15 protein-coding genes are annotated in these 13,357 nt (G+C 72.2%); 4 read left to right on the top strand and 11 right to left on the bottom strand.

Translation table 11 applies throughout. The features are described 5' to 3' along the window. Positions 1 to 78: 78 nt before the first annotated feature. The 4 genes from ACIOWN_RS18040 to ACIOWN_RS18025 all read right to left on the bottom strand — a co-directional run bounded on the left by ACIOWN_RS18040 (position 79) and on the right by ACIOWN_RS18025 (position 2,872). The gene (locus ACIOWN_RS18040; RefSeq protein ID WP_362354651.1) at positions 79 to 771 is read right to left on the bottom strand and encodes an ABC transporter ATP-binding protein; all 693 of its coding nucleotides are present in this window, start codon (positions 769 to 771) and stop codon (positions 79 to 81) included. 199 nt (positions 772 to 970) lie between these two features. After that, entirely contained in the window at positions 971 to 1,738 is a 768-nt protein-coding gene (locus tag ACIOWN_RS18035; protein WP_362354649.1) for a DUF3710 domain-containing protein, read from the bottom strand. Position 1,739: 1 nt separating this feature from the next. Next, a complete protein-coding gene (dut, locus tag ACIOWN_RS18030; protein ID WP_100570651.1) occupies positions 1,740 to 2,291 on the bottom strand; it encodes a dUTP diphosphatase in 552 nt (183 codons plus the stop codon). After that, positions 2,288 to 2,872: a PaaI family thioesterase gene (locus tag ACIOWN_RS18025; RefSeq protein WP_100570652.1), complete on the bottom strand. Its 585-nt coding sequence runs from the start codon at positions 2,870 to 2,872 to the stop codon at positions 2,288 to 2,290. The genes dut and ACIOWN_RS18025 overlap by 4 nt, the downstream gene beginning before the upstream one ends. A gap of 57 nt (positions 2,873 to 2,929) precedes the next feature. Between ACIOWN_RS18025 and ACIOWN_RS18020 the strand changes: the two genes are divergently transcribed. Then, positions 2,930 to 3,406, top strand: a complete 477-nt coding sequence (locus ACIOWN_RS18020; protein ID WP_362354647.1) for a DUF3093 domain-containing protein — start codon at positions 2,930 to 2,932, stop codon at positions 3,404 to 3,406. 69 nt (positions 3,407 to 3,475) lie between these two features. Here the strand turns inward: ACIOWN_RS18020 and ACIOWN_RS18015 are convergent, their stop codons facing one another. The 4 genes from ACIOWN_RS18015 to ACIOWN_RS18000 form a co-directional block, all read right to left on the bottom strand. Then, positions 3,476 to 4,492: a hypothetical protein gene (locus ACIOWN_RS18015; protein ID WP_362354645.1), complete on the bottom strand. Its 1,017-nt coding sequence runs from the start codon at positions 4,490 to 4,492 to the stop codon at positions 3,476 to 3,478. A 13-nt stretch (positions 4,493 to 4,505) separates the two neighbouring features. Next, positions 4,506 to 4,802 (bottom strand): DUF4193 domain-containing protein, encoded by a 297-nt coding sequence (locus ACIOWN_RS18010; protein ID WP_005481602.1) that lies wholly within the window; start codon positions 4,800 to 4,802, stop codon positions 4,506 to 4,508. A gap of 393 nt (positions 4,803 to 5,195) precedes the next feature. Further along, a complete protein-coding gene (locus tag ACIOWN_RS18005; RefSeq protein WP_362354643.1) occupies positions 5,196 to 6,485 on the bottom strand; it encodes a HAMP domain-containing sensor histidine kinase in 1,290 nt (429 codons plus the stop codon). A 6-nt stretch (positions 6,486 to 6,491) separates the two neighbouring features. Next, positions 6,492 to 7,145 (bottom strand): response regulator transcription factor, encoded by a 654-nt coding sequence (locus ACIOWN_RS18000; protein WP_306189769.1) that lies wholly within the window; start codon positions 7,143 to 7,145, stop codon positions 6,492 to 6,494. Between the two features lie 426 nt (positions 7,146 to 7,571). Between ACIOWN_RS18000 and ACIOWN_RS17995 the strand changes: the two genes are divergently transcribed. Beyond that, complete coding sequence (locus ACIOWN_RS17995; RefSeq protein ID WP_019981855.1) at positions 7,572 to 7,745, top strand: hypothetical protein; 174 nt, start codon at positions 7,572 to 7,574, stop codon at positions 7,743 to 7,745. A 77-nt stretch (positions 7,746 to 7,822) separates the two neighbouring features. Here ACIOWN_RS17995 and ACIOWN_RS17990 read toward each other — a convergent pair whose 3' ends face one another. Beyond that, entirely contained in the window at positions 7,823 to 8,638 is an 816-nt protein-coding gene (locus ACIOWN_RS17990; RefSeq protein ID WP_362354640.1) for an inositol monophosphatase family protein, read from the bottom strand. 8 nt (positions 8,639 to 8,646) lie between these two features. Continuing rightward, positions 8,647 to 9,774: a ferrochelatase gene (locus ACIOWN_RS17985; RefSeq protein ID WP_362354638.1), complete on the bottom strand. Its 1,128-nt coding sequence runs from the start codon at positions 9,772 to 9,774 to the stop codon at positions 8,647 to 8,649. Positions 9,775 to 10,014: 240 nt separating this feature from the next. Here ACIOWN_RS17985 and ACIOWN_RS17980 point away from each other — a divergent pair, with 240 nt between their 5' ends. Together ACIOWN_RS17980 and ACIOWN_RS17975 are read left to right on the top strand one after the other, a co-directional pair. After that, complete coding sequence (locus ACIOWN_RS17980; protein ID WP_362354636.1) at positions 10,015 to 11,253, top strand: MFS transporter; 1,239 nt, start codon at positions 10,015 to 10,017, stop codon at positions 11,251 to 11,253. Beyond that, the gene (locus tag ACIOWN_RS17975) at positions 11,213 to 12,532 is read left to right on the top strand and encodes a D-arabinono-1,4-lactone oxidase (protein WP_362354634.1); all 1,320 of its coding nucleotides are present in this window, start codon (positions 11,213 to 11,215) and stop codon (positions 12,530 to 12,532) included. The genes ACIOWN_RS17980 and ACIOWN_RS17975 overlap by 41 nt, the downstream gene beginning before the upstream one ends. On the opposite strand, the gene ACIOWN_RS17970 is transcribed toward ACIOWN_RS17975, so the two are convergent. Further along, a complete protein-coding gene (locus ACIOWN_RS17970) occupies positions 12,456 to 13,310 on the bottom strand; it encodes a hypothetical protein (protein WP_362354632.1) in 855 nt (284 codons plus the stop codon). The genes ACIOWN_RS17975 and ACIOWN_RS17970 overlap by 77 nt on opposite strands. Between the last annotated feature and the right edge of the window lie 47 nt (positions 13,311 to 13,357).

The raw sequence follows: 13,357 nt of genomic DNA, 5'->3' as shown, positions 1-13,357 counted from the left end.
GAGGGGCCGCGGCAATACGACGTCCCGGCCATACGGCATCAGGCCGTCAGGGCGTCAGGGCGTCAGGGCGTCAGGGCATCACGATTCGACGATCCTGCCGTCGCGCAGCTCCAGCACCCGGTCGGCGAGGTCCAGCAGGGTGGCGTCGTGGGTGGCGACCAGCGCGGTGACCCGCTCGCTGCGGACGACGGCGCGCAGCAGCTCCATCACGGCGTGGCCGGTCTCCGCGTCGAGCTGGCCGGTCGGCTCGTCGGCTATCAGGAGCGCCGGCTCGTTGGCGAGGGCGCGGGCGATGGCCACGCGCTGCTGCTGGCCGCCGGAGAGCTCACCGGGCCGCTGCCGGGCGTGGTCGGCGAGACCGACCAGGGACAGCAGCAGCTCGACGCGCTCCTCCCGCACGCGCGGATCGGCGCGGCGCAGCCGCATCGGCACGCCGACGTTCTCCGCGGCGGTGAGGATCGGGATGAGCCCGAAGGACTGGAAGACGAACCCGACGTGGTCCCGGCGCAGGGCGAGGAGGCCCTCCTCGCCGAGTTCGGACAGGTCGCGGCCGTCGACGTGGACCCGTCCCCGGTCCGGCTCGTCGAGCCCGCCGACGATGTTCAGCAGCGTGGTCTTGCCGGAGCCCGAGCGGCCCTTGAGCGCGACCAGTTCGCCCCGCGGGACCTCGAAGGAGACTCCGCGCAGGGCGTGCACGGCGGCCTCGCCCTGCCCGTAGGACTTGTGGACGTCCTCCACCCGCACCATGGTCTCGGTGATCACCTGGCTCATGTGCCCTCCCCGTTCACGCCCCCGTGGACCGGGCGCCAGTATCACCAGCCGCGCCCGTCCGTTCAATATCCAGACGAACGGACGTCCGCGAAGGTTTCCGGCCGGGACCGCGGAGGAGTCCGCGCACGGCGAAGGGCCGCACCGCGGAGGTACGGCCCTGGGTCCTGTCGATGAGAGGACCGTGTCCGGCTGACCGTGGTCAGCGGACCTCGGTGATCTCCGGTCCGCGCTGGAGCTGGCCCATCCCGCCGGAGAAGCGCGACTGGCCCTCGTCCTGCTGGACGCCCTCGGGCACCATCTGCGCGTCGTTCGGCAGCTTGAGGACGATCGGATCGCGGGGCGCCATCGGGCCCTCGCCGCGGACCACGACGGTGTCCCGGAAGATCTGCTCGAGCAGTCCGGCCGCCTGCGGCTGCACCGCGCCCTGCCCGGAGATCACCCCGCGCAGGAACCAGCGGGGGCCGTCGACGCCGACGAATCGCACGACCTGGTAGCCGCCCGTGCCGTCCGGCAGCTGCACCGGCACCTGCGCGCGCAGTTCCCAGCCCAGCGGCCCCTCGACCTCGTCGATGATGCCGCCCTGCTGGGTGATGCCGCTGCCGATCTCCTCGCGCACCTCGCCCCAGATGCCCTCACGCTTGGGCGCGGCGAAGGCCTGCAACTGGATGGCGCTGTCGTGCAGGACGACGGTCGCCGCGACGATCGCGTCGCCCGCGACCTCGACCCGCAGCTCCATGCCCTCGACACCCGGTACGAACATCCCGCCGAGGTCCACGCGGCCCTCGGCCGGCTCGCGCACCTCGGAGCTGTCCCAGGGCCCGTCGGGCCGCGGTCCGGGCTCGAGCCGCACGCGCTCGCGCTCACCCTCCACGTCCACGTCCGCCTCGGTGTCGACGCTGTCGACGACCTGCTCGGCCTCGCCGGCCGCGTCCTCGGCGGCACCCTTCTTGTTGCGACGTCCGAACACGTCACTGTCCTTCCCGGTCGGATACGACCGAAGCGTATCGATTCCCACCCGCCGGCCCGCCCATGGCGGCCCGGCCGTTCGTGCCGCTCGCACCGTCCACGGCGGCGTGGCCGCCGGTGGACCCGAAGCCCCCCTCGGCCCGCGCCGAGCCGGGAAGCTCCGCCACCTCCTGGAAGCGGACCCTCTCGACCTGCTGGACGACCAGTTGGGCAATCCGGTCGAAGCGCTCGAACCGCACGGACTCGCGCGGGTCGAGATTCACCACGATCACCTTGATCTCCCCACGGTACCCGGCATCAACCGTCCCCGGGGCATTCACGAGGGCGACACCGCAGCGGGCGGCGAGTCCGGATCGCGGGTGCACGAAGGCCGCGTACCCCTCGGGAAGCGCGACAGACACTCCGGTGGGCAGTACCGCCCGCTCCCCCGGCGCCAGTTCGCACGCCACGGTGGTGCGCAGATCGGCGCCCGCGTCACCGGGATGCGCGTACGCCGGAAGCGGTACGTCCGCGTCGACACGCCGGATCAGCACGTTCAGCGGCTCACGGCTCACGGGTTCACCTCGAAGGCGCGGACGCGCCGGACCTGGTCGGGGTCGTTCATCACGGCCTGGATCTCCTGCTCGCGGCCGTGATCGACGAAGTGGTCGACCTTGACCTCGACGAACAGGGCCTCGGCGCGGACGGCGACCGGCCCGTCGGGGCCGCCGACGCGTCCGGTGGCCCTGGAGTAGATCTTCCGCCCGGCCACGGCGGTGACCTCGGCCTCCAGGTGCAGGACGGTGCCGACCGGCACCGGACGCACGTAGTCCGTCTCCAGCCGCCCGGTCACGGCGATCGTCCGCAGCAGCCAGTTCAGCGAGCCGAGGGCCTCGTCGAGGGCGGTCGCGAGGACCCCGCCGTGGGCGAGGCCGGGCGCGCCCTGGTGGGCGGGCTGCACGGTGAACTCGGCGGTGATCGCGACGCCCTCCCCGGCCCGGGCCTGGAGGTGCAGCCCGTGCGGCTGCTCCTCGCCACAGCCGAAGCACTCCGCGTAGTGCGAGCCGAGGAGTTCGCCGGGCGCGGGGGCGTCGGGGTGCCGGACCGGGGCCACGGCGTCGGGCGGGGGCTGAAGAGCTGCGGAACTACCACTCACAGGCGCAGACCTTACCCGCGCGTCGGCGTGCGCCCGACACCGTGCCAAGCTTGGTTCATGCAGCTCTCCGCCCAGCCCTACGAAGAACGCCTCACCGCGCCCCGTTCCTGGTGGCTGATCAGCCTTCTGATGGGCATCTCCTGCGCCCTGATCCTGCTTCCCTTCGGCACCCTGCCGATGCTGGGCGGCCTGGTCGGCGGCACCGCGGCGTCGGCGGTCGTGGCGAGCTCCTACGGCTCGCCGCGGATCCGGGTCGTGGGCGGACTGCTGATCGCGGGCGAGGCGAAGATCCCGGTCACGGCGCTCGGCGAGACGGAGGTGCTGGACGCGGAGGAGGCGCGCGCCTGGCGCACCCACAAGGCCGACACCCGCGCCTTCCTGCTGCTGCGCGCCTACATCCCCGGGGCGCTGCGGGTCATCGTCACCGACCCCGAGGACCCCACGCCCTACCTGTACCTGTCGACGCGGGAGCCGGAGCGGCTGGCTGAGGCGCTGCGTGCGGCGCGGGCCGCAGCTGAGGCCGAGGCCGCGTAACGCCCGTAACGCCGTCCAGGGGGCAACGAGGCCGCGCGGCTTCGTACGGGTGACCCCGGCGCGGCCGGGTCAGCTCTCGGGCTTCCCGGAGCCGCCGGTGGTGTCGGAGGTGCCGGGACCGTCGGTGGTACCGGAGCCGTCCGGGTCGTCGTCGGTGTCCTGGAGCCGCAGCGGGTGCCCGGCCGCCTCCAGGGGCGGCAGCGGGGGCAGTTCGCCCCACGGGACCTGGACCTTGCGCAGGTCCGAGCGGATACGGGCGGCGAGCCTTCTGGTCTCGCGCCGGTTCATCACGGCTCCGGCCGCGGCGCCCACCATGAAGGGCGTCAGCTTGGGCAGGCCCCGCGCCGTCCGCTTCATGATGTGCCGGCGCAGCTGGCGCCTCACCCGGCCCCCGAGGGCGATGTCGATCGTCGTCGGATTCCGCACGTCGATCTTGCGCTCGTGCGACCAGGCGGCCAGATACGCGGTACTGCGGGCCTTCAGATTTCCGGGGGGCCGCGCCCCGTACACCTCGTGGAGCTCCGCGATCAGCTTGAGTTCGATCGCCGCGACTCCGGTGACCTCCGCGGCCAGCTGGGTCGGCATCGCGGGCGGTACCGGCAGCATCGCCGCCGCGCCGACGCCCGCTCCGACCGTGGAGGAGGCGTGCGCAGCGCCCGCCACGAGCTTGTCCGCGAGCTGTTCGGGTCCGAGGCCCGGGAACTGCCGGCGGAGCGCGCCGAGGTCCCTCACGGGAATCCGCGGGGCCGTGTCGATGACGCGGTCGGTGAGGTACGAAAGGGCCGCCCTGGCGTGGCCACCGCCCACGCGTGCGCCGCTCCCGGCCGCTTTCCCGACCGTGCGGGCGTGATGCCGGAACACCGCGGCCTGCCGCCGGACTGCGGGCGCGGATCCGCCCGCCGGGACGGCGGGGTCACCGCGCCCGGAGGCCGATGCGAGCGCGGGCGATCCCGCCGATCCGTCCGGATCGGTTGTACGGGACGGCCCTCGCTCGTCGTCACGCGCGCCGTTGGGGCCGTCGGGCGGCCCCGGGTCCGCTCCCCCGCGGGGGATGCGGCGCTTCCAAGGAGGGGTCGAGCCAGTCACGGCCGACCCTGCCTCAGTCGCAGTCGCGGCAGATCGGCTGACCGTTCTTCTCCCGGGCCAGCTGGCTGCGGTGGTGCACCAGGAAGCAGCTCATGCAGGTGAACTCGTCCTGCTGCTTGGGCAGCACCCGGACGGCCAGCTCCTCGTTCGAGAGGTCCGCGCCGGGCAGTTCCAGGCCTTCGGCGGCCTCGAACTCGTCGACGTCGACGGCCGAGGTGGACTTGTCGTTCCGCCTGGCCTTCAGCTCTTCCAGGCTGTCCGAGTCGACGTCGTCGTCGGTCTTGCGTGGGGTGTCGTAATCGGTTGCCATGTCGCTCTCCCCCTCTGGGTGTATGCGGTGTCTCCAGCGCACGTAACGCGTGAGAGGCCGGACTTGTGCCCGACCTGAGGCGGAGATTTTGCCTCACATCAAGGTCTGTTACTCAATCGACACCCAACCGCACTCCTCAAGAGTGATCGGCTTGGATGGCGATCGGGACCGTACACGGTCCGGATGCCCCGCTCCAAAGCGGTCCCACCGTGTACTTCCCGTGATCATGCCCCCTGAAAACCGGTATTTTTCCGGCATTTTGGGGGTTCACATGACCACGCAGAGTAGATGGCCGGAAAACCGCCCATGTGATCGATCACACACGGTGAAGCCGGGAACGGCCCCGGGAATTTCCGCGCAAAGCGAACATCCCCGTGTGTCGGCGCAATGATCTCAGATCGGCAGCATCACTCGCATCACCAGCCCACCCCCCTCACGCGGCTGGGCCGAGATGTGGCCGCCGTGAGCCCTCGCCACGGAACGGGCGATGGACAGACCGAGGCCGACACCCTTGTCGCTGCCGGTGCGCTCGGTGCGCAGCCGCCGGAAGGGCTCGAAGAGGTTGTCGATCTCGTAGGCCGGGACGACCGGGCCGGTGTTGGTGACGACGAGGATCGCCTGACCGTGCTGGACGTCCGTGGTGACCTCCACCCACCCGCCCCCACCACCCTTGTTGGGAAGCGCTTCGCGCTGCGCCTCCTCATTGGCCACGTTGTACCGCACCGCGTTCTGCACCAGGTTCAGGGCGATCCGCTCCAGCAGCACGCCGTTGCCCTGGACCACCGCCGGCTTGCGCTCGCCGCGGATCACGACCCCCTTGGCCTCCGCCTCCCCGCGCACCTGGTCGATGGCCTGCGAGGCGACCTCGGCGAGGTCCACCGGCTTGCGCTCGACGATCTGGTTGTCGCTGCGGGCGAGCAGCAGCAGGCCCTCGACGAGCTGTTCGCTGCGCTCGTTGGTGGCCAGCAGGGTCTTGCCGAGCTGCTGGAGCTCCATCGGCGCGTGCGGGTCGGAGAGCTGCACCTCCAGCAGCGTGCGGTTGATCGCGAGCGGCGTGCGCAGCTCGTGCGAGGCGTTGCCGACGAAGCGCTGCTGGGCGGTGAAGGCCCGCTGCAGCCGCTCCAGCATGTCGTCGAAGGTGTCCGCGAGTTCCTTCAGCTCGTCGTCCGGGCCGTCCAGCTCGATCCGCCGGGACAGGTCGGAGCCGGCCACCGCGCGGGCGGTGCGGGTGATCCGGCCGAGCGGGGACAGCACACGGCCGGCCATCGCGTAGCCGAACGCGAAGGCGATCACGGCGAGGCCGAGCAGGGCGAGCAGCGAGCGGCTGAGCAGACTGTCCAGGGCGGCCTGGCGCTGGTGGTCGATGCAGGCGCTGATCGCGGCGTTGAACTCCGACAGCGACAGGTTGCCGTTGTCGACGCCCGGGCAGTCGGTGCTGGTGACCCTCAGGGCGTTGAAGTCGACGATCTTGAACAGCGGTTGGTTGCCGGTGCGCAGGGCCTGCGCGGCGAGCAGGTAGATGATCGACAGCAGCAGGATGCCGGCGATCAGGAACATGCCGCCGTACAGCAGCGTCAGCCTTATCCGGATGGTCGGGCGCAGCCACGGGAAGGCGGGCTCCGGCCTTCTGGGGTCCCAGGTGGGTTTCGGGGGCGCCTGGGGCGGCGCCGGGGTCGCGGCCACGGCGGCTCAGATCCGGTAGCCGGAGCCGGGCACGGTGACGATCACCGGGGGCTCGCCGAGCTTGCGCCGCAGCGTCATCACGGTGACGCGCACGACGTTGGTGAACGGGTCGGTGTTCTCGTCCCAGGCCTTCTCCAGGAGCTGCTCCGCGGAGACCACGGCGCCCTCGCTGCGCATCAGGACCTCGAGGACCGCGAACTCCTTCGGCGCGAGCTGGACCTCCCTGCCGTCGCGGAAGACCTCGCGGCGGTTGGGGTCGAGCTTGATCCCGGCGCGCTCCAGGACGGGCGGCAGGGGCATGCTGGTGCGTCGGCCCAGGGCACGCACGCGTGCCGTCAACTCGCTGAACGCGAAGGGCTTGGGCAGGTAGTCGTCGGCGCCGATCTCCAGGCCCTCGACGCGGTCGCTGACGTCGCCGGAGGCGGTGAGCATCAGCACGCGCGTGGGCATGCCCAGTTCGACGATCTTGCGGCAGACGTCGTCACCGTGCACCAGCGGGAGGTCGCGGTCGAGGACGACCACGTCGTAGTCGTTGACGCCGATGCGCTCCAGGGCGGCCGCACCGTCGTACACGACGTCGACGGCCATGGCCTCCCGGCGCAGTCCGGTGGCCACCGCATCGGCGAGCAGTTGCTCGTCCTCGACGACGAGTACGCGCACGTCGCATGTCCTTCCTGTGTCCACCCGCGTAGCGCCGCTCGGGGCACACGCCGGCGGGGTCTTCGTTCGTGTGTGTTTCCATCCTGCCCTTTTCGGCCGTAAGTCGGCGGTAAGCCGTGGTAGCGGCCGGTGCACGGCGGGCGAGCAGTGGGCGAAGCGTCCGTGAATCCCGAATTTTCTTGTTCGGCTGAGGTTTCCGCCGCGAGGAGTCGGGGGAGGACGGGTTTACACCCCGCGATCACGCTCTGCATGTGCCGCAGCACCATGCGGTACTCCGCGATCCGCTTCCGCAGAGTGGGTGTGGGTGTCCAGCGCCGTCGCCGCCCGGTCGGGCAGCGCCGGGCACCTGCTGAGACGTGATCGCCCCTTCCGAACGGCACACCCCCGTGCCACCGACCCACCGACCCAGGACGAGGGGGCGCAAGCATGGACGCATTCACCGCAGGACTTCTGCAGCGCATAAAGGCGACCGAGTCCGATCTGACCCGGGCTCGTGACGAGGGCGACGACTTCCTCGTCGAGGTCGAGCTGGCCGAACTCGACGACCTGCGCCGCCTCGCCGCCGAACACGGTGTGGAGGTCGGCGTGTCCGGCGTCTGACCAGCCTGCACGCGCACAGCGGGACCCCGGCGAATCCAGCGCCGGGGTCCCGCTGTGTCGATGGCTCTCGTGGGACCTCAGTCGTGCCAGGCGCCGAGGTCCTCCAGGAGGCTCTGGAGGGGCTCGAAGACGCCGGGGACGGCCGCCACCGTCAGGTCGCGGGAGGGGCGCTCTCCGGGGCGGCCACCGGACACGGCGCCCGCCTCCCGGGCGATCAGGTCGCCCGCGGCGAAGTCCCACGCGTTCAGACCGCGCTCGTAGAAGCCGTCGAGGCGGCCCAGCGCCAGGTCGCACAGGTCCACCGCGGCGGAGCCGCTGCGACGGATGTCGCGCAGCAGCGGGATCAGCCGCCGGGCCACGTCGGCCTGGTGGGCGCGGACCTCGGCGACGTAGTTGAAGCCGGTGGCGATCAACGCCTGGTCCAGGGGTGGCGCGGCGCGGCAGGACAGCTTGCGCTCGCCGGCCCAGGCTCCGGTGGCCCAGGCGCCGCGACCGCGCACGGCATGGAAGGCCTCGCCGCGCATCGGGGCGGCCACGACCCCGACCACCGCCTCGCCGTCCTGCTCGGCGGCGATGGAGACCGCCCAGGTCGGCAGCCCGTACAGGTAGTTCACGGTGCCGTCGAGCGGGTCGATCACCCAGCGGACACCGCTCGTGCCCTCGACGGAGGCGCCCTCCTCGCCGAGGAGGCCGTCGTCGGGGCGCCGGTCGGCGATCAGGCTGGTGATCAGCTTCTCGGCGGCGATGTCCATCTCGGTGACGACGTCGATCGGGCTGGACTTGGTGGCGGCCACCGTCAGATCGGCCGGGCGGCCGTCCTTCAGCAGCTCTCCGGCGCGTGCCGCCGCCTGGCGGGCGACTTGCAGCAGTTCCGCGGGCAGGGTGTCGGTCACGGGGCTCCTCACGCGTAGGGACTGTCGGCACCCGCGGCGGCCGGCCGGGGCGTACGGGCCGGGCAGCAGCCCACCGGGCAGATGTTGTGGTCCGCGCCGAGCGCGCCCAGGGCGCACGGCGTGACCCGCTGTCCGCGCTCGGTGGCGGCCCGCTCCATGATCAGGTCGCGGATGGCGGCGGCGAACCGCGGGTCGGCGCCCACGGTGGCGGAGCGGCCCACCGGGAGGCCCAGTTCCGCGGCCTTGGCCGTGGCCTCGGTGTCGAGGTCGTACATGACCTCCATGTGGTCGGAGACGAAGCCGATGGGCGCCATGACGACGGCCGGGGCCCCGGCGGCGTGCCGCTCCTCGAGGTGGTCGCAGATGTCGGGCTCCAGCCACGGGATGTGCGGGGCACCGGAGCGCGACTGGTAGACGAGCTGCCAGGGGTGGTCGACGCCGGTGCGTTCGCGGACCTCGTCGGCGATCAGCTGTGCCACGTCCAGGTGCTGGCGGACGTACGCCCCGCCGTCGCCGTGGCCCGCGACCGGGCCGGAGGTGTCTGCGGCGGAGACCGGGATCGAGTGGGTGCAGAAGGCGATGTGCGCGCCGTCGCGGACGTCCTCGGGAAGCCCGGCGAGCGATTCGAGCACGCCGTCGATCATGGGCTGGAGGAAGCCGGGGTGGTTGAAGTAGTGCCGCAGTTTGTCGACCTTGGGCAGGTCCAGGCCCTCGGCCTCGAGGGCGGCGAGGGAGTCCGCGAGGTTCTCGCGGTACTGGCGGCAGCCGGAGTAGGAGGCGTAGGCGCTGGTGGCCAGGACCAGGATGCGGCGGCGGCCGTCGCGGACCATGTCCCGCAGGGTGTCCGTCAGGTAGGGGGCCCAGTTGCGGTTGCCCCAGTAGACCGGCAGATCGAGGCCGTGGTCGGCGAAGTCCTTGCGCAGGGCGTCGAGCAGGGCACGGTTCTGGGCGTTGATCGGGCTGACCCCGCCGAACCGGAAGTAGTGTTCGCCCACTTCCTTCAGGCGCTCGGTGGGGATGCCTCGCCCGCGCGTCACGTTCTCCAGGAACGGGATCACGTCGTCCGGCCCCTCGGGGCCGCCGAACGAGAGCAGGAGCAAGGCGTCGTACGGGGTGGCGTCGAGCACGTCAGGCATGCCTCGATCCTGCCACTCCGCACCGGCGGGCAGGCTCCCGGCCCGCGGGGGCGCGGGAGTCAGGAGCGGGATGTGGGCCCGAGTCCGGAGGCAGCGGCACGCGGGAGCCCGGAGTGGGAGGTTGCGCCGGTGTCCGTGGGGAGATGTGTCCGGAAGTCCGGAGGGGGTGGTGCGCCGGGGGCGCCCGGTCCGTAAGCTGTATCAGCTTCCTTCACGCCTTACCGGATTCGCGGAGAGCCTGTGCCCAGCCCGTACCGTGACCTGTTCGCCGCTCCAGGCTCCAGGGGTTTCTCCGCCGCGGGGTTCCTCGGCCGGCTGCCGCTGGCGATGATGGGCATCGGCGTGGTCACGATGATCTCCCAGCTCACCGGGCGCTACGGACTCGCGGGCGCGCTGTCGGCCACCATCGCGCTGGCCGCCGCGGTCCTCGGCCCGCAGATATCCCGGCTGGTCGACCGGCACGGGCAGCGCCGGGTGCTGCGCCCCGCGACGCTCGTCGCGCTGACCGCCTCGGCGGTCCTGCTGTGCGCGGCGCACTTCCGGTGGCCGGACTGGGTGCTGTTCGTCTGCGCGGCCGGGATCGGCTCCGTGCCCAGCCTGGGCGCGATGGTCCGCGCGCGCTGGGCGGCCCTGTACCGGGGGACACCACGGCTGCACACCGCCTACTCGTTCGAGTCGGTGGTGGACGAGGCCTGCTTCATCTTCGGGCCGATCGCCTCCATCGGGCTGTCCACGGTCTGGTTCCCGGAGGCGGGGCCGCTGCTGGCCTCCTGCTTCCTGGCGGTGGGCGTGTTCTGGCTGACCGCCCAGCGCGCCACCGAGCCCGCGCCGCACCCGCGCGAGCACCACGTCGGCGGTTCCGCCCTGCGTGCGCGCGGGCTGCAGGTGCTCGTGTCGACCTTCGTGGCGACCGGGACGATCTTCGGGGCGGTCGACGTGGTCACCGTCGCCTTCGCAGAGGAGCAGGGGCACAAGAGCGCCGCGAGCGTCGTCCTCGCCCTGTACGCGGCGGGCTCCTGCACGGCGGGCGTCGTCTTCGGCCTGCTGCGCTTCGCGGGACCGCCCGCCCGGCGCTGGCTGCTGGGCATCTGCGCGATGGCCGTGAGTATGATCCCCCTCCTACTGGTCGGGAACCTGCCGTTTCTGGCCGTGGCGCTGTTCGTTGCGGGCCTGTCCGTCGCTCCCACAATGATCACGACGATGGCCCTCGTCGAAGAGCACGTACCACGCTCGCACCTGACCGAGGGCATGACCTGGGTGAGCACCGGGCTCGCGGTCGGGGTGGCGCTGGGCTCCTCGGTGGCCGGCTGGGTGATCGACGCGGCCGGGGCGCGGGCCGGGTACGGGGTTCCGGCCGTGTCCGGGGCCGTCGCGGTGGCGGTCGGTTTCCTCGGGTACCGCCGGCTCAGCAGGCCGGCTCCGCGTCGGGGAGGCTTCGTTGAGCAGCACGACGAGCGCGAAGAACGGCACATGGCGTAACTGGGGCGGCAACGTCGCCGCGCGTCCCGGGCGGGAGGTCGCTCCGGCCACGGTGGCGGACGTCGCCGCCACCGTGCGGAGGGCCGCCGAGGACGGACTGCGGGTCAAGGCCGTCGGCACCGGTCACTCGTTCACGAGCATCGCCGCGACGGACGGGGTGATGATCCGCCCGCGGTTGCTGACCGGCATACGCGGCATCGACCGTGAGGCCATGACGGTCACGGTCGAGGCCGGAACCCCGCTCAAGCGGCTCAACGTCGCTCTCGCGCGGGAGGGCCTCTCGCTCACCAACATGGGCGACATCATGGAGCAGACGGTGTCCGGGGCGACCAGCACCGGCACCCATGGCACGGGCCGCGATTCCGCGTCGATCGCCGCCCAGATCAAGGGCCTTGAGCTGGTCACCGCGGACGGCTCGGTGCTCACCTGCTCCGCGAGGGAGAACCCGGAGGTCTTCGCCGCCGCCCGCGTCGGCCTGGGCGCGCTGGGGATCGTCACGGCCCTCACTTTCGCGGTGGAGCCGCTGTTCCTGCTCACCGCCCGCGAGGAACCGATGAGCCTGGATCAGGTGCTCGCGGAGTTCGACCAACTCTGGGCGGAGAACGAGCACTTCGAGTTCTACTGGTTCCCGCACACCGGCAGCACCAACACCAAGCGCAACAACCGCAGCGCCGGCCCCGAGCAGCCGGTGGGGCGGGTGGCCGGCTGGTTCGAGGACGAGTTCCTCTCCAACGGCGTCTTCCAGGTGGCCAACTGGGTCGGTCGCGCGGCGCCCGCCACCATTCCGTCGATCGCCCGGATCTCCAGCCGCGCGCTGTCCGCGCGGACGTACACCGACATCGCCTACAAGGTCTTCACCTCGCCGCGCCGGGTGCGCTTCGTGGAGATGGAGTACGCCGTGCCGCGCGAGGCCCTGGCCGACGCGCTGCGCGAACTCAAGGCGATGGTCGACCGCTCCGGACTGCGGGTGAGCTTCCCGGTGGAGGTGCGCACCGCGCCCGCCGACGACATCACCCTGTCCACCGCCTCGGGACGGGACAGCGCGTACATCGCGGTCCACATGTTCCGGGGCACCCCCTACCAGCGGTACTTCACGGCCGCGGAGAGCATCTTCACGGCGTACGAGGGCCGGCCGCACTGGGGCAAGCTCCACACCAGGGACGCCGGCCAACTCGCCGCGGTCCACCCGCGCTTCGGGGAGTTCACGGCGCTGCGGGACCGGCTGGATCCCCAGCGGCTGTTCCAGAACGACTACTTGCGGAGGGTGCTGGGGCCGTAGCGCTCGCGCCGGATGCCGGAGCCGTGGTGCCGGGGTTGGAGGGCCTGCCCTCCCCGGCGCCGTCGGTGCCGGCGGACCCCGTGGAGTCGCCTCCGCCGGCGCCACTGTCACCCGTGGCCTCGGGTGCGGGCGTCGGGCTCGCCCCGGTGCCGCGGTCGGGGCGACCGGAGGCGGCTCCGTCCGGCGAGGTTCCGCCCCCGCTGCCGGGGGCGCGGGAGGGCGAGGAGGTGGGCGCGTGTTCGTCGGGGGCCACGGAGGGCGGGCGGTGGCCGGTCACGGCGGAGCCGACCGTCGTGCCCCTGCCGCCGCTGAAGCTGTCGCCCGACACCAGCTCGTAGGCGGTGATTCCGGCCATGGTGACCCCGAAGACGAGGGCGGCTGCGACCACGGGCCGCTTCCAGCTCCTGATCCGGGCCCGGTAGACGGTCCCCTCACCGAACTCACCCACCGGCGGCGGGATGCGCCCGGCGGGGGCGTCCGCCGTGACCGCCGCGGGAGAGGCGGCCGGGGAAGCGGTCGGGGAAGCGCCCACCCCGCGGAGCTGCTCGCCGGTACGCCGGAAGAAGTGCTGGAGGACCGAACCGCCGCAGGTGGCCAGGACGCTGACGACACCGGCCCCGAGGATCGTGCCGTAGACGCCGAAGTACGAGGCGAGCTTCGCGGCCACCACCGCCGCCAGGGCGCTGCCCGCGACCTGCGCGACGCTCAGGTCGAACCGCCTCCTCCTCACCTCCTCGCCGATGCTCGGCACACCGTCACCGTCGGACCTTTCACGCATGACCGGACCTTGCCTGACCTTTCCGCACACAGCCGCATCTTTCGTGC

This window comes from Streptomyces sp. NPDC087787 (genome assembly GCF_044743035.1).
Taxonomy (GTDB): domain Bacteria; phylum Actinomycetota; class Actinomycetes; order Streptomycetales; family Streptomycetaceae; genus Streptomyces.
Note: the sequence above shows the minus strand (reverse complement) of the source record. Positions and strands in the feature narration are given on the sequence as shown.

Bases quoted from the DNA above. Each gene is read 5' to 3' on its own strand.
- ACIOWN_RS18040 (WP_362354651.1), bottom strand. From the start codon at position 771: ATGAGCCAGGTGATCACCGAGACCATGGTGCGGGTGGAGGACGTCCAC.
- ACIOWN_RS18020 (WP_362354647.1), top strand. From the start codon at position 2,930: ATGCAGCTCTCCGCCCAGCCCTACGAAGAACGCCTCACCGCGCCCCGT.
- ACIOWN_RS18010 (WP_005481602.1), bottom strand. From the start codon at position 4,802: ATGGCAACCGATTACGACACCCCACGCAAGACCGACGACGACGTCGAC.
- ACIOWN_RS17995 (WP_019981855.1), top strand. From the start codon at position 7,572: ATGGACGCATTCACCGCAGGACTTCTGCAGCGCATAAAGGCGACCGAG.
- ACIOWN_RS17985 (WP_362354638.1), bottom strand. From the start codon at position 9,774: ATGCCTGACGTGCTCGACGCCACCCCGTACGACGCCTTGCTCCTGCTC.
- ACIOWN_RS17970 (WP_362354632.1), bottom strand. From the start codon at position 13,310: ATGCGTGAAAGGTCCGACGGTGACGGTGTGCCGAGCATCGGCGAGGAG.